General features: G+C 70.8%; 20 protein-coding genes. 7 read left to right on the plus strand and 13 right to left on the minus strand.

The annotated features are described in order from the left end of the window. Window positions 1-73 precede the first annotated feature (73 nt). Window positions 74-1,342 (plus strand): DUF1800 family protein, encoded by a 1,269-nt coding sequence (locus ACGFIW_RS10690; protein WP_393312841.1) that lies wholly within the window; start codon window positions 74-76, stop codon window positions 1,340-1,342. Window position 1,343: 1 nt separating this feature from the next. Then, the gene (locus ACGFIW_RS10695) at window positions 1,344-2,597 is read left to right on the plus strand and encodes a DUF1501 domain-containing protein (protein ID WP_393312843.1); all 1,254 of its coding nucleotides are present in this window, start codon (window positions 1,344-1,346) and stop codon (window positions 2,595-2,597) included. 212 nt (window positions 2,598-2,809) lie between these two features. Here ACGFIW_RS10695 and ACGFIW_RS10700 read toward each other — a convergent pair whose 3' ends face one another. From ACGFIW_RS10700 to ACGFIW_RS10720, 5 genes are all read right to left on the minus strand, one after another. Continuing rightward, the gene (locus ACGFIW_RS10700; protein ID WP_393312845.1) at window positions 2,810-3,454 is read right to left on the minus strand and encodes an SUKH-4 family immunity protein; all 645 of its coding nucleotides are present in this window, start codon (window positions 3,452-3,454) and stop codon (window positions 2,810-2,812) included. Between the two features lie 27 nt (window positions 3,455-3,481). Next, complete coding sequence (locus ACGFIW_RS10705; protein ID WP_393312847.1) at window positions 3,482-7,969, minus strand: DUF6531 domain-containing protein; 4,488 nt, start codon at window positions 7,967-7,969, stop codon at window positions 3,482-3,484. A gap of 142 nt (window positions 7,970-8,111) precedes the next feature. Beyond that, complete coding sequence (locus ACGFIW_RS10710) at window positions 8,112-8,405, minus strand: WXG100 family type VII secretion target (protein WP_357812971.1); 294 nt, start codon at window positions 8,403-8,405, stop codon at window positions 8,112-8,114. A 19-nt stretch (window positions 8,406-8,424) separates the two neighbouring features. After that, window positions 8,425-8,760 carry a WXG100 family type VII secretion target gene (locus ACGFIW_RS10715; RefSeq protein ID WP_357080014.1) on the minus strand — a complete coding sequence of 112 codons (336 nt, stop codon included), beginning with the start codon at window positions 8,758-8,760 and terminating at the stop codon, window positions 8,425-8,427. Window positions 8,761-8,825: 65 nt separating this feature from the next. After that, window positions 8,826-9,686, minus strand: coding sequence for a hypothetical protein (locus ACGFIW_RS10720; RefSeq protein WP_393312849.1), 861 nt, complete (start codon window positions 9,684-9,686; stop codon window positions 8,826-8,828). Between the two features lie 111 nt (window positions 9,687-9,797). Between ACGFIW_RS10720 and ACGFIW_RS10725 the strand changes: the two genes are divergently transcribed. Genes ACGFIW_RS10725 through ACGFIW_RS10735 form a run of 3 tightly spaced genes read left to right on the plus strand, consistent with a single transcriptional unit; the run spans window position 9,798 to window position 11,150 of the window. Further along, entirely contained in the window at window positions 9,798-10,040 is a 243-nt protein-coding gene (locus ACGFIW_RS10725) for a hypothetical protein (RefSeq protein WP_393312851.1), read from the plus strand. 9 nt (window positions 10,041-10,049) lie between these two features. Further along, on the plus strand, window positions 10,050-10,751 hold the full coding sequence (locus ACGFIW_RS10730) for a hypothetical protein (protein WP_393312853.1): 702 nt from the start codon (window positions 10,050-10,052) through the stop codon (window positions 10,749-10,751). 48 nt (window positions 10,752-10,799) lie between these two features. Further along, a complete protein-coding gene (locus ACGFIW_RS10735) occupies window positions 10,800-11,150 on the plus strand; it encodes a hypothetical protein (protein ID WP_393312855.1) in 351 nt (116 codons plus the stop codon). A 25-nt stretch (window positions 11,151-11,175) separates the two neighbouring features. Here ACGFIW_RS10735 and eccD read toward each other — a convergent pair whose 3' ends face one another. Then, window positions 11,176-12,498 (minus strand): type VII secretion integral membrane protein EccD, encoded by a 1,323-nt coding sequence (gene eccD, locus ACGFIW_RS10740; protein WP_393312857.1) that lies wholly within the window; start codon window positions 12,496-12,498, stop codon window positions 11,176-11,178. Window positions 12,499-12,614: 116 nt separating this feature from the next. Between eccD and eccCa the strand changes: the two genes are divergently transcribed. After that, window positions 12,615-16,637 carry a type VII secretion protein EccCa gene (gene eccCa, locus ACGFIW_RS10745; RefSeq protein ID WP_393312859.1) on the plus strand — a complete coding sequence of 1,341 codons (4,023 nt, stop codon included), beginning with the start codon at window positions 12,615-12,617 and terminating at the stop codon, window positions 16,635-16,637. Window positions 16,638-16,684: 47 nt separating this feature from the next. Here eccCa and ACGFIW_RS10750 read toward each other — a convergent pair whose 3' ends face one another. From ACGFIW_RS10750 to ACGFIW_RS10770, 5 genes are all read right to left on the minus strand, one after another. Further along, window positions 16,685-17,527 carry a hypothetical protein gene (locus tag ACGFIW_RS10750; protein ID WP_393312861.1) on the minus strand — a complete coding sequence of 281 codons (843 nt, stop codon included), beginning with the start codon at window positions 17,525-17,527 and terminating at the stop codon, window positions 16,685-16,687. Then, entirely contained in the window at window positions 17,524-18,033 is a 510-nt protein-coding gene (locus ACGFIW_RS10755) for a SigE family RNA polymerase sigma factor (RefSeq protein ID WP_393312863.1), read from the minus strand. Before ACGFIW_RS10755 ends, ACGFIW_RS10750 begins: the two co-directional genes overlap by 4 nt. Before the next feature lie 121 nt (window positions 18,034-18,154). After that, complete coding sequence (locus tag ACGFIW_RS10760) at window positions 18,155-19,153, minus strand: PQQ-binding-like beta-propeller repeat protein (protein WP_393312865.1); 999 nt, start codon at window positions 19,151-19,153, stop codon at window positions 18,155-18,157. Window positions 19,154-19,192: 39 nt separating this feature from the next. Beyond that, window positions 19,193-19,369 carry a hypothetical protein gene (locus ACGFIW_RS10765; RefSeq protein WP_393312867.1) on the minus strand — a complete coding sequence of 59 codons (177 nt, stop codon included), beginning with the start codon at window positions 19,367-19,369 and terminating at the stop codon, window positions 19,193-19,195. A 222-nt stretch (window positions 19,370-19,591) separates the two neighbouring features. Next, window positions 19,592-20,137, minus strand: a complete 546-nt coding sequence (locus tag ACGFIW_RS10770) for a hypothetical protein (RefSeq protein ID WP_357525417.1) — start codon at window positions 20,135-20,137, stop codon at window positions 19,592-19,594. Window positions 20,138-20,277: 140 nt separating this feature from the next. Here ACGFIW_RS10770 and ACGFIW_RS10775 point away from each other — a divergent pair, with 140 nt between their 5' ends. Continuing rightward, window positions 20,278-20,622, plus strand: coding sequence for a hypothetical protein (locus tag ACGFIW_RS10775; protein ID WP_393312869.1), 345 nt, complete (start codon window positions 20,278-20,280; stop codon window positions 20,620-20,622). An 8-nt stretch (window positions 20,623-20,630) separates the two neighbouring features. Here ACGFIW_RS10775 and ACGFIW_RS10780 read toward each other — a convergent pair whose 3' ends face one another. Both ACGFIW_RS10780 and ACGFIW_RS10785 read right to left on the minus strand, forming a co-directional pair. Further along, window positions 20,631-21,098 (minus strand): ribose-5-phosphate isomerase, encoded by a 468-nt coding sequence (locus tag ACGFIW_RS10780; protein ID WP_393312871.1) that lies wholly within the window; start codon window positions 21,096-21,098, stop codon window positions 20,631-20,633. An 88-nt stretch (window positions 21,099-21,186) separates the two neighbouring features. Further along, window positions 21,187-22,386: a DUF1015 family protein gene (locus ACGFIW_RS10785; protein ID WP_393312873.1), complete on the minus strand. Its 1,200-nt coding sequence runs from the start codon at window positions 22,384-22,386 to the stop codon at window positions 21,187-21,189. Window positions 22,387-22,403 lie beyond the last annotated feature (17 nt).

A 22,403-nucleotide genomic window follows, 5' to 3' on the forward strand; every position in this document is an offset into this window, starting at 1 on the left:
CGCCGACGGGCGGAAAATTCCGGATGATGGTGAAACGCCGCTTCCCTGTTGAGGGTCCCACCATGGTGTCGCTATGACCGACGACGTGGCTCTGCTGCTACGCCGAACGGGGTTCGGACCGACCGCCAACGAGCTGGAGGCAGCGAGGCGGGCCGGCTTCACCGCCACCCTGACCGCACTGACCACCCCGACGGGGCCCGACATCGGAGCCACCCGGGCGCCGATCCCCCCGCTCGGCCCCGACCCGTACGTCGGCACGCCCGAGCCCACCGCGGCGCAGCGGGTGGAAGCCGACGGGCAGCGTCGAGCGCAGGCGACCAGCCTCACCCAGTGGTGGTTGGACCGGATGACCGTCGCCGACCACCAGGCCGTGGAGAAACTGCTCTTCTTCTGGCACGGCCACTGGGCCACCTCGATCGTCAAGGTCAAGAGCCCACAACTGATGCTGGCCCAACACCTCGCCTTACGGGAATCTCGCGACTTCCGCGACATGGCGCACCGGATGGCCGTCGACCCCGCGCTGGTCTACTGGCTGGACGGCCAACTGAACAGCCGGGAAGCACCAAACGAAAATCTCGCCCGGGAGCTTTTCGAGTTGTTCACCCTCGGCCTCGGTCGCTACACCGAGTCCGACGTGCAGAAGGCCGGCCTGGCGCTGACCGGCTGGCGGATCGACCTCGCCGGGCAGCGATCGGTCTTCGACCCTCGGCGTCACCACGACGGCGCGTCGAGCATCCTCGGCGTCACCAGACACTTCACCGTCGACAGCCTCGTCGACCTGGTGCTGGCACAGGATGCCTGCCCCCGGTTCGTGGCCGCCAGGCTCTGGCACCGCTACGCGTCCAGCACCCAACCGATCCCGGAAAAGACAAGCGAGGAGATGGTCGCCGCCTTCCCCGAGCCGCTGCCGATGCTGCGGGCACTGCTGGCCGACGAGACCTTTCCGACCACCCGAGCCACCATGGTCAAACAACCGGTCGAATGGCTGGTCGGCGCGCTGCGGCAACTCGGGTTGCGACCGGCCACCCTCCCGGCGGAGACGGTCGTCGGGCTGCTCGACGGGCTCGGTGGCCTCGGGCAACGCCTGTTCGCCCCGCCCAGTGTGGGCGGGTGGCCCGCCGGGGTGGCCTGGCTGACCTCGGCTGCCGCCCGGCTGAAGCTGTCCCTGGCCGGCAAACTCGCCAGCCAACTCAGCCCGGAACGGCTCACCCCGGAGGAGGTGGCCCACCTGCTCTGCGTGGACACCTGGACCGACCGCACGTACGAGGTGCTGCGCGGCACCACCAACTCCCGCCTGATGCTCACCCTCGGGCTGGTCAGCCCGGAATACCAGGTGACCTGAGATGGACCGACTCACCCGACGACGGTTCCTGCTCGCCTCCGGCGTGGTCGGCTGCGGTGCCGTCGCCGCCGGCGCCGGCGCGGTCACCCTGTCCCGGCTGCTCGACACCGCCGACCCCGAGCAGCCTGTCGCCCGGCGTCCGGTGGACACCGTCGTCCTGGTCACCCTCTACGGCGGCAACGACGGGCTGAACACCGTGATCCCGTACGCCGACCCCGCCTACCGGGCCTCCCGGCCCGAGCTGGCGTACCCCGAGGAGCAGATGCTGCGGTTGGACGGCGACCACGCTCTGCACCCGGCGATGCGCGGCCTACAGGGGCTCTGGTCGGCGGGCCGGCTCGCCATCGTGCACGGGGTCGGCTACCCGAAACCGGACCGCAGCCACTTCCGGTCGATGGACATCTGGCAGACCGCGGCACCGAACGGCCCGGCCGACACCGGCTGGGTCGGGCGCTGGCTGGACGAGACACGGGCCCCGGTCGAGGCCGCGGTCAGCTTCGAACCGGTGCTGCCGCCACTGCTGGTCGGCCGGCGGCGGGTGGGTGCCTGCGTCAGCTACCAGGGGTTGGAGTTGCCCGACTGGGTGGCCCCGGCGATGGTGGCGTCGCTCGGCCGGGTGCAGGCCGGTGAGTCGGCGATGCAGGCGCGGGCCGCCTCCGCGTACGCCGACCTGGTCGACATGGGCCGACTGGTCCGGGAGGCGGTGGCCCCGACCGCCAGCCCCACCGACGCGACCCCGGTCGCCACCGCCACCGGCACCGGCGGCGGTGGCGCGCTCGGCGCACAGCTCGCGCTTGTCGCCCGCTGCGTCGAGGCGGGAGTGCCCACCCGCGTGTACTCGGTGAGCCTCGGCGGCTTCGACACCCACGCCGGAGAACGCACCGCCCAAGACGTCCTGCTCGCCCAACTCGACGCGGCCGTGACCGGTTTCGTGGACCGCATGGCCGGCACCGACGCCGGCCGCCGCGTCGCCGTGGTCGTCTACAGCGAATTCGGCAGACGGGTACGCGCCAACGCCTCCGACGGCACCGACCACGGCACCGCCGGACCGGTGCTCGTCGCCGGAGCGCGGGTGGCCGGCGGCTTCCACGGCCAACCACCAAGCCTCACCGACCTGGACCAGGGCGACCTGAGAGCCACGACCGACTTCCGCGACGTGTTCGGGGCGGTGCTGGGCACGGTGCTCGAAGCGGACCCCGAGCAGTACCTACTCGGTTACCAGGGCGCGCCACTGCCGCTGTTCCGCACCGGCTGACCGGGTTTGCTCGCGACCGGAGGCCGGGGACGACATCGGAGCGAATGCCGACTCCCGGCACGCCGGCCGGAACGACCATCGCCGGCTGCCGACGCCGGCGGCCGATGCCGGCTGCGGGTGCCGGCGCTCGCGGCGAAGGTCGCCAGCTTCGAAGAAGCATCGGTGCCGCCGACGGAAAGACTCCCGCGACCAACGCTCGCGGTGGGGCGGTATCACCAAACGTCGATGATGATGTCGGGCCAGAATCCAGAATCAGCTTCCAACTCCGGGTCAATTTTGCGAAAACGGGACAGCACATAGCGACAGAGTTCTTGATAGCCGGCGTACGGGTCGACCATGTCCTGGACAGGCTGGCCCGCCTTCAAGGCCGACACCTCGGCTTCGCCGGCACGCTCCTGCTCGTCTGCCAACAACGGCAGCAGCCGGTGCCAGCGCCACGCACATTCCACGAACGCGCCCAGGGTGGAGTTGACCGGAGTGAGGCTCATCCCGGACGGGTGCAGATGGGCGAGATCCGGATGGACCTGGGAACCGGCCGGTACCGCCACGACCTGCCCGGTCCATTCGACGGCGGCAAGCCGAGAACGATCATACGAGCCGAGGACGTACCACGATCGACCGTCGACACCCTCGTGGGGCTCGGTGGACTCCTGAAGGTCACCGACGACTCCCAGGTAGTCGTCGTCTCTCGGCGCGGGCAGGCCGTAGGAACCGAGGATCACCCGCCCGTCCTCGGGTAGCCGCCAATCCGCCACCTGGGGTGCCGCGCGTCCCCGAGCATCAACCCCGAGAGCCAGATCGTCCAGGCTTGCATCGAGGATTCGGTCGACGCCTCGCCAGGTCTCCTCAGTTCCCACGCTTCTCCTTCTTTGGGCATCCGCCGACTACGAGCCGAAGACCGCTGCCCGGATCGCCGCCGCAGCATTATCTCCGCGCTCGAAACTCCAGGAGAGCGCCGCCTCGGTGAATCGAGCCATCCGACCAGCACATTCATGATCTTTCACCGTACAGAAGTTGCGTTCCGAGTAGATCGCCTTTACCGAAGTCGGATCGATGCCGAGACTGTCCAGGAAATCATCGGCATGAGCCTCGGAGCGGGCCCCCCGGACGGTGTTGGTGAAAGCCAGGTTCGCAATCTGACCATTAGGGAGTTCCACGCTGTAGATCGCCACGTTCTGGCCTGACGGGATTCCGGCCTGACGTCGGTGTTGGATTACGATCTTGCTCAGGTCGGTTGACCCATACCGCCCTGGGCCACACGGGGTCAATCCGAACGGGTCAATCAGATGAAGCGGATTGACCACGTAACCGTACGGGTTCGGACCGGGTGCAAGACCAAGAGGATCAAGACACAGGTAACGGGCGGTGCCAGAATCGTAGTATCGGAAGTAGTTGTACGAGAGGCCCGTCTCCGGATCAAAGAACTGGCCGGGAAAACGTAGCGGGCAGTCCACCCCGGCTGCGCTTCCGTGAGTCCGGATCCCCCAGAGGGTGGTGCGCTGCTGCCAGGCGATCTCGCCGCCCTGGCTGACCAGTTCCGTTGGCGAGCCGACCAGGTCACTCACGATGGCGTAGAAGCGGCGGTCGATCTCGTCCTGGTCGATCCAGGAGTCAGTCTGGCTGATCGGGCGGAGGGTGCCGGGTTGGTACTCCCAGGTACTACTGCGCGGTCCCGAGGTGTGGTGCTGGGTCTGCTCGACCAGCCGAGGCCCGTCCCAGGCGAAGTCGATGTGCTCGACCACCCCGCCGTCAGCGTCGAGCCGCTGCTTGGCCACTCGGCGGCCGAGCGCGTCGTACCGATAGCGCCAGCGGGTGCCGTCCGGGGTGGTGACGCCGGTCAGCCGATCGTCGCTGTCCCAGGCGTAACGCCAGGTCAGAGGCTTGCTTGAACGCTGCTTGACCTGCCGCAGCGTGACGCGTCCCGCATCGTCGTGCTCATAACGTACGTCCCCGGCACGCCTGATGAGGGCGCCGGTGTAATCCCATTCACCGTCAGCCGCACCGGGCCAGGTGGCGGAGGTCAGGTTGCCGGCCTCGTCGTAGGCGTACCGCTCGATCCAGTCCGCCGCCTGCACGGCGGTGACCCGGCCGGCCCGGTCCAACTCCAGCCGACGGGTGCCGGTGAATTGGTCGGCGGTTTCGGTCAGGTAGCCGTCAGCGCGGTACTGGTAGGTCCGGTGCGCAAGGAGATTCGGCACAGCACCCGGCATCGCCGGGTCATGTTCCGCGACCGGGGCGTCCACGACGAGAATCTGGGAGAGCAGCCGATGGTTGGCGTCCCAGGTCTGGGTGAGGGCGACGTCACCGACAACTCGGCGGGTTTCCCGGCCGGCAGCGTCATAGGTGAAGCCCACCGCGGCACCGCCGGTGTGCATCGCGACCGGTCGGTGACCGGCGTCGTACTCCCAACGGGTCTCCACTCCCGATGGAGTCCGGCGGTGAGTGGGACGGCCGAGCCCGTCGTAGGCGAAGGTCACTGCCTTCCCGTCCCGGATCTCGGCGAGCACCTGGCCCAGCGGGTTCCTCTCGAGACGGAGGTCGGCGTCGGGTGAGCTTGCGCGCACCAGTCGGCCAGCCGGGTCGTACTCGAAGGTGGTGGATGCCTCCGCGGTGCGCTTCTCGACCACGTTGCCGAGCGCGTCGCGGACCAGGTCGATTGTCTGTCCGGCGCCGTTGGTCCGAGTCACCACCTGCCCTACGGCGTCGAGGCGATAGCTTTGCGTACGCCCGTTGAAGTCGGTCTCGGCGACCAACCGCCCGGCCGGGTCGTAGTCGTAGCGCCAGACCAGACCCTGCGCGTTTGTTACCGATGTCAGCCGCAGTTCGGTGTCGTAACCGAAGGCCAGCCGGGCACCGTCCGGGCCGACCCGGGCCACCGGCAGGTCGAAGGGGCCAACCTCGATCTCGGTGGTCGCGCCGGCCGGGTCGGTGTGTTTGACCAGGTTGCCTTCCGGGTCGTAGGCCCACTCCTCGCTCGCCCCGTCCGGGGTGCGCCGCCAACTGATCAGACCCTCCGGGGTCCAGCCAACGCGAGTGGTGCCGCCAACCGGGTCATGCACCTCGGACACGCGGCCTGCCCGGTCCCGCCGGTAGCTGGTGATCGCGCCAGTGGGATCGACGACCCGGCTGACAAGACCGGCCGCGTCCGTGTCGGTCCGCATGCTGTTGCCCAAGGCGTCGATCACCTCGGCGAGATGGCCCGACGCCTCCCGCCGGTAGCGGGTGACAGCACCAACCGGGTCGACGGCCACTGTCAGGTTGCCGCGCTCGTCATAGTCGTATCGCCAGGTCGCGCCGTCGACGTCGGTGACCAGGACCGGCTGACGCAGGTCGTTGTACGACGCTGTCGCCCGGCTGCCGTCCGGGCGGGTGACCTCGACCAGGTTGCCGTCGTCATCGTAGGACCAACGAGTCGTCCGGCCGAGAGCATCGGTCTCGGACAGCTTCCGATCGAAAGCGTCCCAGGTGAAGGCCGTGACATGGCCCAGCGGGTCGGTGACCCGTTCGGTCTGCCCGCGCTCGGTCAGCTCGTAGACCGTGGTGTGGCCGAGCGAGTCGTCCACCGCGGTCTTTCGGTCGGCCGGGTCGTAGTGCAGCCGCGCGGACAGGAAGCCGCCCGAGCCGGTCGCGGCGACGCAACGGCCCTGTTCGTCGTAGGTGTAGTGATACTCCTGCTCGTTGCGATCCTGCCAGCGGACCAACCGGCCGTCGTCGTCGTACGCGAACCGCAACGGCAACCCCGATGCGTTGACCACCTCCGTGAGGTGACCGGCCTCGTCGTAGCCGAACCGCACGAGCGTCCGGGCCTCACCGGCAGGTTCCGCATCGAGCAGGCTCAGGGCCGCTACCTGGCCGTGCAGGGTGTCGACGGCGATCCGGTAGCCACCACTGTGCCGGATCTCGGTGACTGCCCCGTCGCGCCAGTCCAGGTCGATCCGGTGACCGTTGCGGTCGGTAACGGCAACCAGGGGCAGCACCCGAACGGGGCCGCCCTCGCCCGCCGGCTCCGGCAGGCCAGGCACCGCCTGGAAATGCAGCGCACGACCGACCTCCGGCTGGTCGACCCGGAATCCCTCCACGGTCGGGGTGAGCGGCCATCGGGGACCCGTCTCCGGCATCGTCGGCGCGTCGACATCGGCCGGAGTCGGGTAGGTGAGGACCATGCCGTCGTCGGCGACGAAGCAGGTCCCCTGCTCGTCGATCTCGACCCGCTGATCCAGGGTGGACGCCCAGGACGGCCCGAAACACCGACCAATCTGGTACGACGACAGGTGACTACGGCTCAGGACCAGCGGGAGCAGGCCGGGCAGTTGGGCGTCGGTCTGGGTGAGCACCACCTCGCCGCTGGCCACGTCGATCGGGTCAGCCGCGCACTTGCGCGCGCCCGCGGGAATGCTCGGGCGGGGCATCCGCGGCAGCGCCGCACGCACCTTGGGAAGGGCTCGGGCGAGGGCGGGCAACCCCCGCTTGGCGAGGGCCAGGACCGGTCTGCCGAGCGCCGCGAGCCGGCCGATCGGCACGACGGTGAGCACCGTGTCGATCAACAAACTGGTCAGACTGCCCTTACCCGTCGCCGCATACAACGACGCGTCGATCAGCAACGCCGCCGCACCAGCCGCGATGGCGATCGGCCCCATGATCGGCGCAAGGATCGGAATGAACGACAGCAGACCCGCGACCAGGGAAACGATCTTCAACGCGCTCGACAGTTGCGCCAACAACTCCTGGTTGTCGCGCACGAAGTTGGTGAACTGACCCTTCAGATCCCACCACTTCGGATTTTCCTTGAACCGCAAACCCTTCGCGTCGTTCACGGCCCGCACGCAGTCACGCACCGCCGTGGCCAACTCACCCCGCAACGCACCCGCCTGCGCCACGCACTCGTCCCAATCGCGCTGCGCCTGCGACAACGCCGAACCCGCCGCACCCGCATCCGACCGATACGAATCCGGCTCCGGCTCCGCGTCCGGCGGCCGGTCGGCGACCTCCCGCTCATGACGCTCATCAGCCTGCTTCGCCCGATCAGCCCGCCCCCGCGCCGCCTGCAACGCCGCCCACAAACCCGGAGCACGCTGCCCCAACGGACGCATCCGATCCTGCAACGACGACAACGACCCCGCGAACGCCACCAACCCCGACGACACCCGACCAAACGCATCACCGGTCACCCGCAAATGCCCCGGCATCTGCGCGTTCAGACCCTCCCGGAACAGATCACCCTCCGGACCCACGAACTGACTCGTGTCCAAACCCGTGATCTGCCCCGCCGCCTGCGACGCCGCCGAACCAAAACCCTGCCACCGCCCCGCCGACGACCTAATCGCCGACGGATCACCATCCATCCTGAACAAGTGCGCCGGAAACTCAGCCATCGCGCCGGACCTCCCCGTGTCCACGCCAACCAGCCTGTAGCCCTCGCAACACCCGATGTGGGGCAGCTATCCGCCCGGCACCGCGTAGCACGACGACGCGCCCGGACTTCGATCGATGCCCGGACGCGGTCGCACGAATGGATCAGCCCTGCAGAGTCCCCCGCACCTGACCGCGCATCTCCTGCACGGACGTCGTGGTCTGACCCAGGGCACCCTTCACCGAGTCGAGGATCTGCTTGACGGTGTCCGCCGCAGTGTTCCACTGCGTCTGGATACCGTTGTAGATCTCCATTTCGTCGCCCTCCCAGTTGGCCTTGACCCGGGTGACGAAATTGGTCAGATCATCGAGACTTGCCTGGACCCCGTTGGCGACCGACGCAATGTCGCCCTGTGCCGACCCGGCGGTCGACTCGTCGTAACTGAAGACGTCACCCATGATCCCCGTAACCTTCCCGTCAGCCCCGGAACTTCGCGCTGTCCCAGTTGGCCGACCCCATGGTCGACTGCAACTGGCTGGTCTGCTCCGAGTGGTAGGTGTCGTAGAGCTGCCCCGCCGAACCGACCCGGCTCGTGATGTCGGTCAACGCCTTGTTGAGATCGGCCATCGCCGTGTTCCAGCGCTGGGTCAGCTGGTCCCAACTCTGGAACGCAGAACCCTTCCAGACCGCCGGCAGCGGCTCGATCGCACTGATGAACGACCGCGCCTGACTGTTGAGCGCGGCGACCGAAGTGTCTAGGTTTGACGAGTGTTGGTTGACCGCATTGTCGGTGATCGAAAACTTCGCGCCCATCCGGAGCCCTCCCGTGAACTCGACCCACAGTTATTCGAACATAGACACGCAACTACCTTTGTGCGCTAGCTGAGTCGCATATCTCGCACAATCTGCGCGGCAAGGTCGAGAATGATCTCCTGCGTGCCGCTCGCGAGATCGGCCCAGCGCAGCGCGTCGGCGGTCCGCAGCGCCGGGTCGTACGGCAGGACGAAGGTCGGCAGGTCACCGGGTGACCGCTCGACAGCGGCATCGGCCGGCTGCACGTCCTGGCCGACCAGCACCTGCACGCCGACCTGGTCGAACGGCTCGCGCAACAGGGGGGCGATCCAGGACCGGCAGTCGGCGAGCCAGCGGGGGCCGCGCTCGTCGTTCGGGGCCACGAGCACCACCCGGTCGGCCCGGGTCAGCACCGCCGGCACGACCGGATCGTCGGTCAGCGGCGGGGTGTCGACGACCCGCACGGGAAACCACCGGCTGAGGGTGGCCGAGACCGTGCCGTACTCGGCTGCCGTCACCGGCGGCTCGGCGTCGTCCGGGGGGCTGGCCAGCAGCATCGCCCGCTCGGCCAGCGCGAGGCGCTCCCGCAGCCACCGTTGACCCACCGCCGGCCGGCGACCGGCGGTGGCACCGCGCAGCCCGAGACCGGCGAGCACCACCTCGGTGGACCCACCGGCCCGGATCGCCAGCCGGGCGTGCAGGCCGCCGCCGCGGCCGGTGTCCACGGCAAGCACCCTACCGCCCTGGTGGCGGGCCAGTGCCGAGGTCAGCAGGGCGGCCACGGTCGAGCGGCCGGTGCCCGAGCCCGGCCCGACCACGGCGATCACCCCCGGCCGGAGCCGGGCGCCAAGAATCTCGTCGCGCTCCCGCTCGGCCCGCAGCCGTGCGGTGATGCGGGGGTCGAGGGCTCGCACCATCGTCCGGCCGATCTGTCGGTACTCGGTCATCGGGGTCCCCCCGCATAGACGTGAGTTGTTAGCCTTGATGAGCGATGACGGGGAGGCGGAATGACGTACGTTCAGTATCCTTATGCGACGCTTGTCAGCCTAGGTGGAAACTTGACCACCCTCGCCGACCAGTTGGAGACCGATCATCGCGGGGTGGTCGACTGCGATGGTCTGACCGATGATCATTCCGATATTCAGGGCGCGATCTCCGATTTCCGCGACGAGTGGAAGACCAGCCTGCTCGAGCTGATGAACAACATCGGCGAGTGGGGCGGGCTCTCCAGCGCGATCGGCAAGATGGTCTCCGACTTCGACACCCAGACCGCCGCCGCGCTGCGTCCGACCGAATCGTAGGGGTGCCGCGTGAGCGACGTCTCCATGCTCGACCCGCTGCCCTCCCACGACCTGAAGCTCAACCCCCATGCCCCGCACCCGGATTTCCCGTGGTTCATCGGGGTTCCCTCGGACTGGGCGCTGCTCGACACCAATCCGGATTCCTGGCAGCGCAGCGCCGCCCGGATGGTCGACGACCGGTTCTTCGGGCAGCGCCTGCGCGCCGCCGAGCGCCGGGGGGTTCTCCAGTTCGTCGAGCAGCTCGTCGCGGACTGTCAACGGGCCGGCGCGTCGCTGAGCCTGGTGCAGCTGGGGCGGATGTCCACCGGTGCGGTCGGCAGCGCCGGCCTGCACCTGGGCTGGTTCAACTCGGCGCCCCAACCGGCCGGTCTCGCGTTGGTCCGGCAGACGCTGCCGCGCACCGGCACGACGGAGGAGGTCGAGACGCCGATCGGGCCGGGGGTGCTGCACCGTGACGTCGCGTCCACGGTGCCGCCGGGCGGCCTGACCCGGGTCCGTTCGATGGTGTTGCAGCTGTTCCTGCCGTTGCCCGGCACCACCTGGACGGCCCTGCTCAGTGCCGCGACACCGCACCCCGAGATGGAGCAGGTGCTCGCCGACGTGATCGTGGCGGTGGCGCAGAGCATCAGGCCAGCCGATGCGGACGACGTGGCCGCCGCCACCGAGGCCACGCGCGACAACGAGGCCAACCGGGCCGACGACCATGACTGACCACCGGGGCGGGCGCGGCCATGACTGACGACGGGGCCGGGTCGGGCCGTGGCTGACGGACGGGACCGGGTGGTGGTCGAGGCGCACGCACTGCGCACCGCCACCGCCAAGGCCGCGCTCCTGCACGGGTCCCGGCGGGGTCCACGCGACCTGCGCCGTCCCTACGCGACGGTGATCGCGAGCCTGGTCGTCGGTGCCCTGCTGCTGGTCGCGGTCTGGGCGATCACCAGCATCGGCGGGCTGCTCGCCCAGCAACGCCAGAAACGCGGGCTGGCCCCACCCGTCGCCACGCAACAGGCATCGGACCTGGCGCGCCCCATCCTCGTCCGGTCGACCGGGCCGGCGGACCGGTCCGGGCCGACCACGGCGATCGTGCCCCGCAGCACACGGATCGGCTGATCAGCGGATGCGCTCGGCCCTCGGGTCAGCGGGCCGCCCAGTCGAAGCCACCGAAGACCGCGATCACCAGTGGCGCGAGACTGACCACCGCGAGCACCTCGGCCAGGTCGAAGAGCTGCCGCAACCGGGCGGCACCGACGTCGTCCAGCCGGGGACGGCCGGCCCAGAGCACCGCACCCGCCACCACCAGGACACCGACCACGGCCAGCCAGGCCCGCACCGCCTCGTCGGCGTCGGTGAGGCGGACGGCATCGAGCACCGCCACGGTGGCCGCCGTCACCGGCGGGACGAGCATGGGCAGCACCTGACCGAAACGGGTGAAGACCCGCGACCGCAGCGCGAACACCAGCCCCAGCACCGCACCGAGCAGCACGCCGATGCCGGCCGGGCCGGTCAGCAGCACGACGCACGCGGCCGTGGCAGCCAGCGCGACGCCGACCACGGCACCGGACAGCACGGTCTGACCCCGGCGGACCGCCGCCGCGACCAGGTGTCGGCCGACCCACTGGCTCTCCTCCTGCCGGCGCAGCAGATCGACGAGGCGGGCCGAGCTGAGCGCGAGCTGCGGCGCGAGCCCCACCGCGAAGACGACCACGACCGAGCCCACGGCCGCCGTCCGCTGCGGATCGAGCCCGGCGACGAGCAGCGCGGTGCCGAGCCCGCCGAGGACCGTCACCGCGAGACCGCCGGCGGCAACGCCATACCACCGTTCGCCCGCCAGGACGAACAGGGCAGCACCGAGACCGGCGCCCAGTGCGCCGGCGGTGAGAAGGGCCGGCTCGGGCCAACCGGCCGCCCGGGCGACCGCGACGCCGGCAACCAACCAGGCCGGCACGGCGGCGGCGATCAGCAGCGTGCCACCGGGCGCGCCGAGCATGCGGCCGGCCAGCACCGCCAGTGCGGCCACGGTGAACAGCATGGCCGGGGCCGCGGCCACCGGCACCGACATGGTGGTGAGCGCGTACGTGAGGGTCAGCACCACGACACCGGCCAGTGCCGCGCTGCCCGTCATCCGGGCGGCGTCACGCCATTCGCTGCCGTTGTCGTCCAGAGTGGTCTGCACCTCGTCGACCACGTCATCGACGAACGGCGGCAGGGGCGCCTGCTCGGGCGGGGTCAGGTAGAGCGTCTCGGCGTCGATGATGCCGGCCTCGTCCAGGGAGCGGCGTGGGTCCAACCCGCCGGCCGCCACTGTGGACAGCTTCCAGCGGCCGGCGGCCTCGGGCGTGAGCGAGAGCAACTCGCAGACCTGCGGCACGAACTCCAGCACCGGCCGGGCCGCCGGCAGGCTGATATCGAGGCTCCGCCCGCCGGCCACCACTGTCACTCGGGTGAATCGGGTTGCCATGACCCTCCGTCCCCGCACGGTCGGCTCAGTGTGTCGACCGGTACTACTCTAGGCAGTCGGAGCACTACCGGTAACCCGGCCGAGGCACTGATCGGTTCGGCCCGGAGGGGGTCGCGATGACGCAGCGGGTGATTCACCGACCAGCCCGGGTCCCACCACCGGAGCCGGAGTCGACCGCGCTCGACGTGGTCTCACCACCGGCGGTGCCCGACGGCGGCGGTGGGTTCGCGGGCGTCATGCAGGTCTTCCTCCCGATCATGGGCGGGGCCGGCATGTTGCTCATGATGATGGCCAACCAAAACCCGATCATGATGATCGCCGGGCTCGGCATGCTTGTCGCCACGGTGTTCGGCGGCATCGCCGCGTACGTCACCCAGCGCACCGGCGCGGCCCGCCGCTTCTCCCGACAGCGGCAGCGCTACCTGGAGTACATCGACCGGATCCGCGACCAGATCCGGGCGGACGCGGTCACCCAGCGGGCCGCGGCCCAGCACCGGCACCCGGCCCCGGAGGTGCTGCCGGACCTGCTCCGTGACCCGCACCGGCGGTGGGAGCGACGGCTGGCCGACCCGGACTTCCTGGTGCTGCGCGTCGGGCACGGGCAGGATCGCCTGTGGCGCCGGGTCACCCTCCAGGCCGACGAGAACAACCCCATGGTCGACCTGGACCCGGTCACCCTGGCCGCCGCCCGGTTGGTGGTCGACCGGGACCGCCTGCTCGACGGCATGCCGGTCGCGGTGCCGGTCACCGGTGTGGTCTCGGTGGTGGGCAGCCCAGGCGCCACCCGCAACCTGGTGCGGGTGCTGGTGGCGCAGCTCGCCACCCTGCACGCCCCGGACGACGTACGTCTCGCGTGGCTGCTCGGCGGCACCGCCGGGCCGGAGTTCGACTGGTTGAAGTGGCTTCCGCACTGCCTGCACCCGAGCGAGTTCGACGGGCCGGCCCCGCAGCGGCTGGTGGCGGCCGAGCCGATGGCACTGGCGGCGCTGCTCACCGCGGAGCTGTCCCGGCGCGTCGGTGAGGTCAACCGGGCCCGGCGACTGGGCGATCCCCAGCACCGGTTCCGGGGCAGCCGGTTGGTCGTCGTGGTCGACCAGATCTCCGCCGGGCGGGCCGACCCACTCGGTCACCTTGAGGCCGGTCTCGCCCCCGAGGACCTGGGCATGGCGGTGGTGGTGCTCGTCGACGACCGGCAGCACGAGCCGTCCCACGTGGACGTGCGGGTGCTCTGCGAGGACGACCGGGTCACCGTGCAGGACCTGCGCAAGGTCACCGACACCCGGGCACAGGTGATCCTGGCCGAGCGCGAGCGGCTGCGCGGCGCGTCCACCGGCACTGTCGACAAGCTCGACCTATCGGAGATGGAGTCGCTGGCCCGGCGGGTCTCGCCGCTGCGGCTGGTGGCCGACACGGTGGAGGACGCCCCGCTGGAGGCGACCGTCGACCTGCGGGGGCTGCTCGGCATCGTCGACGAGGCGAGCTACGACGTGCGTTCCCTGTGGGCGCCCCGGATGCTTCCCGACTTCCTCACGGTGCCGTTCGGGGTGGGCCCGGACGGCAACCCGGTGCACCTGGACATCAAGGAGGCCGCGTTGGGCGGGATGGGCCCGCACGGGCTCTGCGTCGGCGCGACCGGCTCCGGCAAGTCCGAGGTCCTGCGGACGCTGGTGCTCACCCTGGCGATGACGCACCCGCCCGAGCGGCTGAGCCTGGTGCTCGTCGACTACAAGGGCGGTGCCACCTTCGCCGGGTTGGAACACCTGCCGCACACCTCGGCGATGATCTCGAACCTGTCCGACGACGCCGGCCTGGTAGACCGGCTGCACGACGCGATCCAGGGGGAGATGAAGCGCCGCCAGCAGATCCTGCTCGACGCCGGGCAGTTGGCCAACATCACCGAGTACAACAGGCGGCGGGACGCGGGCCGGCCGTTGCCGCCACTGCCCAACCTGATGGTGATCATCGACGAGTTCAGTGAGCTGCTAACCGCCAAACCGGACTTCATCGAGCTGTTCATCGCCATCGGCCGGATCGGCCGGTCGATCGGGATCCACCAGATGCTCGCCTCGCAGCGGTTGGAGGAGGGCCGGCTGCGCGGGCTGGAGTCGTTCCTGTCGTACCGGCTGGGGTTGCGCACCTTCAACGAGCAGGAGAGCCGCACCGTGCTGGGGGTGCCCGACGCGTACCGGCTGCCACCGCTGCCCGGGTCGGGTTACCTGAAGGTCGACACCACTGTCTTCGAACGGTTCAAGGCGGCGTACGTGTCCGGCACGTATCGCCCGCCGGCCGGCGAGGAGGTGGTGGACGCCGCACCCGATCCGACGGTCTTCCTGATGTACAACGTGGCCCGACACCTGCCGAAGCCGTTGACGACCGAGGAGTCGGCGGAGGCCGACGAGAGCGTCTCCGCGCCGAGCACCCTGGACGTGGTGGTCGACCGGCTACGCGAGCACGGACGGCAGGCACACCGGATCTGGCTGCCCCCGCTACCGGCCTCGCTGCCGCTGGACTCCGTCGTCGGCCCGTTGGAGACAGATCCGGCATACGGCCTGGTGGCCCCGGTGGAGCGGCGCGGTCGGCTGCGGATCCCGCTCGGCCTGCTCGACCGGCCCACCGAACAGAAACAGGAACCGTTCGTGCTGGACATCTCCGGCGCGGGTGGACACGTCTGCGTGCTCGGTGCGCCGCAGACCGGCAAGTCGACGCTGCTGCGCAGCCTGGTGGCCGGTGCCGCGCTGACCCACACGCCGCAGGACATCGCGTTCTACTGCGTCGACGTCGGTGGCGGTGCGCTCAACGCGCTGGCCGGGCTCCCGCACGTCGGCGGGGTTGCCGGTCGACTGGACCCGGACCGGATCCGCCGGACGGTGACCGAGGTCAGCATGCTGATGACCGAACGGGAGGAGCTGTTCGCCGCACACGGCATCGACTCGATCGACACGATGCGGCAGATGCACCGGGAGGGGCGGCTGCCCGAGCTGGCCGCCGCCGACGTCGTGCTGGTGATCGACAACTATCCGGTGTTGAAGACGGAGTTCGAGGATCTCGCCGATCTCGTCCAGGACATCGGTGCCCGGGGGCTCGGGTACGCCGTACACCTGGTGCTGACCGCCGGCCGTTGGTCGGACCTGCGGATGCAGCTCCAGGCGGTGATCGGCTCGAAGATCGAGTTCCGGTTGAACGACCCACTGGACTCGGCGATCAAGCGGCAGGCCGCGGAGAACCTGCGCGCCGACACCCCGGGCCGTTGCCTGACCCAGGACGCCCTGACCGCGCACATCGCACTGCCCCGCATCGACGGCAGCGACGACGTTCGCACCCTGCCGAAGGGCCTGGACGACCTGGTGTCCCGGGTGGCGACGGCCTGGACCGGCCCGTCGGCCCCGGCCATCCGGATGCTGCCCAGCATGATCGGGTACGACGAGGTGGCCACCGGGCTCCCCGCCGACGGGCGGGTTCGGCTCGGGCTCGACGAGGCGGAGTTGCGACCCACCATGCTCGACCTGTTCGGCACCGACCCGCACCTGCTCGTCTTCGGTGACTCGGCCAGCGGCAAGACCTCGCTGCTTCGCCTGCTGGTCCGGGACCTGACCGCCCAGTTCACCGACGACGAGTTGGTCTTCGCGGTCATCGACCTGCGACGCACCATGTTGGACGCCGTACCCGACGCCTATCTCGCCGCGTACGCGGGCACCGCCACCGCCGCCCAGGGGTTGGTGGCGGGCGTTGCCGGCGAGATCCGCAACCGGCTACCTCCGGACACCCTGACCGTCGACCAGCTCCGCAGCCGGTCGTGGTGGAAGGGTCCGGAGGTCGTGGTGCTCTGCGACGACTACGACCTGCTCTCCGGTGGCGGCGCCGGGCCGTTGGCGCCGTTCCTGGAGTTCCTGCCGCAGTCGAAGGACCTCGGCTTCCACCTGGTGCTGGCGCGACGCAGTGGCGGTGCCGGCCGGGCGGTCCACGAGCCGGTGCCGCAGCGGATGAAGGAGGTCGGCTGCGCGGGGCTGCTGCTGTCCGGCGAGCGGCAGGAGGGCCAACTCTGGCCGCAGGCCCACCTCTCCGTCCAACCACCCGGCCGGGGGCGGCTGGTGCGTCGTGGCCGTCGCACCACCCTCGTGCAGTTGGCGTACGTCGAGTAGGACGCGGCGAGCGACCCCGCCCGGGCCGGAGCCCGGGCGGGGACGGGTCACCGCAGGTGGAACCGGTCGTCGACCGCGAGGGCCGCCAACTGCCGCACGGAGAACGGCAACCTCTTCAACGACGGCCGGGTCTCGTCGAGCTTCGCGCCCTGCGCCACGTAGACCACCACGCCATCCGGGTGCCGGTACGCCGACCACTGGTCGAGCCGGTCGTCGCTGCCCGGTCGGACCACCACGCCGACCTGCGCCGCCCCGACGGTCTCGACCCGGCATTCGCCCTGCATGCCCCAGAAGCTGCGGGCCAGGGCGCACGGCTCGGTCGGCAACTGGTTGCCGGCGTCGTGCACCTCGACGATCACCCGTCCGGTGCCGATGCCCTGGGCCACGGCGACCGTGGTCAGGTAACTCCACCTGTCGACGCCGTTCACCTTCTCCTCGAACTGCGCCTGCTGGGTCCGCAACATCCGCTGGTCGGCGGGCTGGTCCGCCGGATCCTCCGGAGCGGTGTAGCCGGCGGGCACGACGGCGACGACTTCGTTGAGCAGTCGGACCCCCCGGTCGTACTGGGAACCGGCCCGGGCCGTCCGGTCCTCCTGCGGTTGACCGTCGGGACCGGTCGGCCAGGGTTCCTTCGTGTCCGTCGACGAATCCGGAGAGATGGGGAACCCTCCGCCCGCCGGTTGGTAGACGGGGTCCTGCGGGCTGCCGACGGCCGCGAAGCCGGCGACCGCCAACACCACAGCCGCCGATCCGAGCGACGCCCACACCGCTCGGCGGCGAAAACGCGCCCGGCGCGCCGCACCGAGCGCGGCCTGCGTACTCAGTGGTGGTGGCGGGGTGGTGCTCGCCATCTCGGTGCGCAACGCGTCGCGCAGTTCTTGTCCGTTCATCGCTCCCCCATCTCGGTCCCGCTGTAGGTGGGTGCCAGGAGGCCGCGCAGAGTGTCGAGCCCGCGTGCCGCCTGGCTCTTCACCGTCCCTGGAGAGCACTCCAGCAGCGCGGCGACGTCCTCGATCGACTGGTCCTCCCAGTAGCGCAGGACCAGCACGGCCCGTTGGCGCGGTGCGACGCGGGCCAGGGCCTGGAGCAGGACCAGCCTGCTCTCCGGCGAGTCGGGAACGGCCGTCTGCTCGGCGTCCTCGCCCCCCACCCGTTCGCGCCGCCACCAGCCGCGACGCCGCTCGTCGAGGAAGGTGCGGATCAGGATCTGGCGGACGTAGCTGTCGAGCACCTCGTGCCGCGAGATCCGGTGCCAGACCCGGTAGAGCTTGACGAAAGTGGTCTGTACCAGGTCTTCCGCCCGATGCCAGTCGCCGCACAGCAGGTACGCGGTGGCGCGCATGGCAGCGGACCGCGCCGCGAAGTACTCGGCGAACGCCTCGTCGCGATCGCTCATTCAGGCCTCCGATCCCCGTTTCGAGATAGTCACGCGGGGTCCGACCCGGAGGGTTGCTCCGAAACTCGCGTACGTTCCCGGGGGGATCAACGCCGTACGGCGTCCGGAGGCGACAAACCGCTCACGCCGTCGGCGTGGCGGCGTCCACCGCGAGAAGCGAGCCCTTGCCGGCCACCAGCAGGACACCCGGCGTCGACACGCGCAGCCCGCTGATCTGCTGGTCGACCAGGCGGCGCTCGCGGGGCCGGCCGGTATCGTCGACGAGCAGCAGCAGGCCGGGTCGCCCGGTGGCCAGCACGTGCCCGGTGGCGGCCGGGACGACCTGGTCCACCGAGTCCGGCCCGGCGCTGACCCGCCAACGGAACGCACCGGTGGTCAGGTCCAGCGCGACGGCACCGCCCCGGCGCTCGCGCGCCCACACCACCGCGCCGACGGTGCTGATGCCCGTGTCGGCCAGGTCGCGGTCGTGCCGGAAGAACTCGCCGGCTGTGCCCGCGTCCGGACGGACCTGCCACAGCGTCCGTGCCCCACAGCGCAGCAGGAACCGATCCGGGCCGGCCGCCACGAACGCCTGCCACTGTCCGTCGCCGCCCATCAGGGGTTCCGGCAGGCTCCAGCGGCATACCTCGGCGCCGTCGCGCACGTCGAGCAGCCGCACCGACGTGCCGCCCCCGACGAGCACCCGTTCGCCGACAGCGGTCGGCAGCACGGTTGCCGTCCGCTGCCGGTCGGCCCAGAGCGGGGTGCCGGTCCACCGATCGAACGCCCGCAGGCCCGTGTAGCCCCGCCAACCGCCCACCAGCACCCGATCGCCGACCACGACGATGTGAGCCGTGAGGTGGGGCAGGTCGACGCTCCAGCGGACCGCACCGCTGCGCACGTCGAGGCAGCGCAGCTCGTTGCGGACCTGGCTGATCACCCAGCACTGCGACCCGTCGGCCACGACCGCGCGGGGCCAGGTGCCGATGGGTACGTCCCACCGGGCCACGCCGTCGGCCGGGTCGAGACAGACCAGACGGGTGGCGCGCTCGTGCACCAGGACGCCGTCCGGGGTGCTCACTGTCGTGGTTGGGTCGGCCCGTTGGTGCAGCGGGCGACGCCAACGAATTTCGAAGGTCACGGATCCTCACCCACTTCGGTGCTCGGCAGCGCTGTCGGCTCAGGCGAAGTCGCGGCGCTTCGACTTGGCCCGCCGACCGTCCAGGTCGCGTGGAACGTCGAACCGCTCGGCATCGGCGTGCGGTACGAGCTGGTGGCCCCGTACCCCCTCGGGGTTGCCGTCGACGTGCTTGCGGCCGTCGGGGTCGCGGAGAAAAAGCGTGGGAATCTTCTTCACCCGGGCATGGTCCCATCGGCCCGAAACGATTTACCGCGCCTGACCGCGCCGAAACTGGCGTGCTGGATGCGCGAGACGGACCGGTCCCGCACGGATGAACCGTGGCCAGCGGGGTATGCGGCGGCCCTGTCTGGTGGAGGAGACGACCGGCCTCGCGGTGCGCCGCGGGGCCGACGCCCGGGCGGGCGGCGTTCGCCGGCCGCCCGGGCGTCCCTCCGACTCTCAGTTCGAGGAGATCCAGTTCCAGGCCGAGACGACCCACTCGGTCTGCTGGAGCCACGCCACGCCGAGGCCGACGAGGAACACCGCGGTCGCCAGGTGGGCACCTCGGGCGCTGCGCCGCACCCGTCCGAGCTGCCGCTCCCACACCATCCGGCCGACCAGCCGGGACAGGGCGAACAGGCCGACCGCCACCAGCAGGCTGAGCACCAGCACCAGCAGCGGGCCGCTCAGGTCACCCTGACCGGAGAGCGCCCAGATCCCCCAGCACACGAACGCGAAGAGACCTGCGGCAGCACTCCACTCACCGCCGCGACGGAGCTGCGCCATCCGCCAACTCAGCGGCCGACGCGGGGCCGGCTCACCGGGCCAGCCGGTGCCGGTCGGCTCCTGCTCGACCACCGGGAATGGCTCGGTCCGCGGGCTGCGTGGCTGTCCCACCGGCGCCACGCCCCGGCGGAACCCGTCACGCTGCGGCGGCACCCCGACGCCGGCCTGCGGTGGCACCTCCACGGTCCGCTCCGCCCACGGCTGCGTCTGGTCTGCCATCTCGTCCTCCCCCTGACCGACGGCACCACCACCGCCTGAATTCGAGGGTAACCAGCCGGCAAACCGGTCGCCGACCCCGCCCGGGACGCGGACCGGCACGAGAGTGCCGAATCGCACGCCGGGCAGGGTACGGTCGGCTGATGGGTGACCCCGACCGACGACGGCGACGGCTGCGCCACCACCATCCCGACCCGGAGACGGCCGGTCGTAGCACCGACAGCCCGACGGCCAGCACCACTGGTGTGCACGACGGTGACGACCCGCCCCCGCGCCGCCGGAACTCCGGCGGCGACGAGCGCGACGGCGAGCGGGGGCTGCGCGGGTTGGTCGGTTCCGGTTCGTCCCAGGTGGGGCTCAGTGCCGCGCTACGGGCCCGGGACGCGGCCCGCCCCACCGACGACGACCTGGCCAAGGCCGAGGCCCGGGTGGTGGTCGTCCGACGTAACTGGGTGCCCCGCGAGGAGCTGCCCCGCCCGCCGCGCTGACCCCACGGTCAGGGCAGTACGGGCAACTGCCGGGTCTTCTCGTACTCGGCCACCTGGGCGATCCGACGGGCATGCCGCTCGTTGCCGGAGAACGGCGTGTTCAGGAACGCCTCGACGATGCCGGTGGCGTCGTCCAGGGTGTGCTGACGGGCACCGATCGCGACCACGTTCGCGTCGTTGTGCTGGCGGGCCAACTGGGCGGTCTCCACGCTCCAGGCCAGCGCCGCGCGGACCCCGGCGACCTTGTTCGCGGCGATCTGCTCGCCGTTGCCGGACCCACCGATGACCACTCCGAGGCCCGTCTCGTCGGCCACCACCTGGTCGCCGGTATGCAGGCAGAACGTCGGGTAGTCGTCGTCCGGGTCGTAACCGTGCGGGCCGACGTCGACCACGTCGTACCCCTGCTTGGCCAGGTGGTTGGCCAGGTGCACCTTCAACTCGAAACCGGCATGATCGGATCCCAGGTAGACGCGCATACCGCGCAGTCTCTCAGGCCGCGCTCTCCGACGTCGCGCGGGCGGCGTCGGAGAGCCGGGTTCGTCACACGCTCGGGTGCGTGACCGCTCAGCGGGGCAGCTCCGCGACGACCAGACCGCCACGTGCCTTCGGGGTGAACCAGGTGCTCTTGCGGGGCATCTTCTCCCGGGCCAGGTTCACCGCGACGAAGTCCGCCACGGTCACCGGGGCGATCAGGATCGCCAGCTCGGCCCGCCCGGCGTCGACCTCACCGGTGAGCCAGCTCGCCGGGTAGTCACCGCCGACGTAGGTGATCCGCTTGTCGCCCGGGTCCAGACCGAGCGCGTCGCGCAGCAGCAGCCGCTCGACAAGCGCGTGGTCCAGGTTTTCCAGGTCGCCCGCGGCCGTGGCGGGCAGGCGTACCGCGTACCCCTGATCGCCGAGGCGGAGGTGCACGGTGCCGCCGGCCGCCGGGACCTCGACCGGGCCGTCGATCGGCGTGACCTCGGCGCCCGCCGCCCGCAGCCGGTCGAGCAGTTCGGCCGGCGTGGTGGTCAGCTCGCTGACCAGCCGGTTGTAGGGCTGGATGGCCACCGACGCGGGCGTGGTGACCACGGCCAGGAAGCGCGGCAGCCCGCCGGTCTGGGCGGCCAGGCTGCGGTGGTTGCCGTCGGCGACGACCAGCTCCCCACCACCGGCGAGGTCGGTCAGCGTGGTCTGCTCCGGGCCGGGGCCGAGCAGCCAGATGGCGTGGGTGCGGCCCGCCTGGTCGGTGTCCGTCGCGGCGGGCGCGCCGGCCGACTCGGTCGCCGCCGCGAGGGCGGCGTGCAGCTCGTCGCCCCGACCGGTCTGGAGCAGGAGTACGGGGGAGAGCAGGTGACCCAGCGTCTCGGCCAGCGCCACCCGCTCGCGCACCTTGGCGATGAAGACGTCCTCGTTGCGGATGACCAGGCCCGGCTCGTCGGCCCGGGTGGAGATCTGGTCGGTGTCCACCATCGCGAACAGCCCGTATGCCGGCTCGTCGCCGGGCGCGCTGATCCGGTAGAGCACCACCACCTGCTCGGCGGGGGTGTAACTGCCGTCGGCCTTGGCCTCGGCGAGGCGGGCCGCCGCGGCCGGCAGCGCGTCGAGGAACGACGTGCCCAGGCTCTGCGGGGCGCGATGCGGCATCTCGATGCCGAGAGCACTGTGCGGGTTCGCCTCGATGATCGCGGTGATCTCCGCGTCGTCGGCGAACTCGTCGTAGTTTTGCGCGCCGGTGCCACCAGTGGTGACCCACGCCCGGGAGATCGGATGCACGACCGTCATGCCCACTGACGCTACCG

Origin of the sequence: Micromonospora sp. NPDC048935, from assembly GCF_043197875.1 — a bacterium.
Lineage (GTDB): Bacteria > Actinomycetota > Actinomycetes > Mycobacteriales > Micromonosporaceae > Micromonospora.

What these genes read in the sequence shown, in the direction of transcription:
- ACGFIW_RS10690 (WP_393312841.1), top strand. Translation starts at nt 74, where the DNA reads ATGACCGACGACGTGGCTCTGCTGCTACGCCGAACGGGGTTCGGACCG.
- ACGFIW_RS10695 (WP_393312843.1), top strand. Translation starts at nt 1,344, where the DNA reads ATGGACCGACTCACCCGACGACGGTTCCTGCTCGCCTCCGGCGTGGTC.
- ACGFIW_RS10705 (WP_393312847.1), bottom strand. Translation starts at nt 7,969, where the DNA reads ATGGCTGAGTTTCCGGCGCACTTGTTCAGGATGGATGGTGATCCGTCG.
- ACGFIW_RS10710 (WP_357812971.1), bottom strand. Translation starts at nt 8,405, where the DNA reads ATGGGTGACGTCTTCAGTTACGACGAGTCGACCGCCGGGTCGGCACAG.
- ACGFIW_RS10715 (WP_357080014.1), bottom strand. Translation starts at nt 8,760, where the DNA reads ATGGGCGCGAAGTTTTCGATCACCGACAATGCGGTCAACCAACACTCG.
- ACGFIW_RS10720 (WP_393312849.1), bottom strand. Translation starts at nt 9,686, where the DNA reads ATGACCGAGTACCGACAGATCGGCCGGACGATGGTGCGAGCCCTCGAC.
- eccD (WP_393312857.1), bottom strand. Translation starts at nt 12,498, where the DNA reads ATGGCAACCCGATTCACCCGAGTGACAGTGGTGGCCGGCGGGCGGAGC.
- eccCa (WP_393312859.1), top strand. Translation starts at nt 12,615, where the DNA reads ATGACGCAGCGGGTGATTCACCGACCAGCCCGGGTCCCACCACCGGAG.
- ACGFIW_RS10750 (WP_393312861.1), bottom strand. Translation starts at nt 17,527, where the DNA reads ATGAACGGACAAGAACTGCGCGACGCGTTGCGCACCGAGATGGCGAGC.
- ACGFIW_RS10755 (WP_393312863.1), bottom strand. Translation starts at nt 18,033, where the DNA reads ATGAGCGATCGCGACGAGGCGTTCGCCGAGTACTTCGCGGCGCGGTCC.
- ACGFIW_RS10770 (WP_357525417.1), bottom strand. Translation starts at nt 20,137, where the DNA reads ATGGCAGACCAGACGCAGCCGTGGGCGGAGCGGACCGTGGAGGTGCCA.
- ACGFIW_RS10775 (WP_393312869.1), top strand. Translation starts at nt 20,278, where the DNA reads ATGGGTGACCCCGACCGACGACGGCGACGGCTGCGCCACCACCATCCC.
- ACGFIW_RS10780 (WP_393312871.1), bottom strand. Translation starts at nt 21,098, where the DNA reads ATGCGCGTCTACCTGGGATCCGATCATGCCGGTTTCGAGTTGAAGGTG.
- ACGFIW_RS10785 (WP_393312873.1), bottom strand. Translation starts at nt 22,386, where the DNA reads ATGACGGTCGTGCATCCGATCTCCCGGGCGTGGGTCACCACTGGTGGC.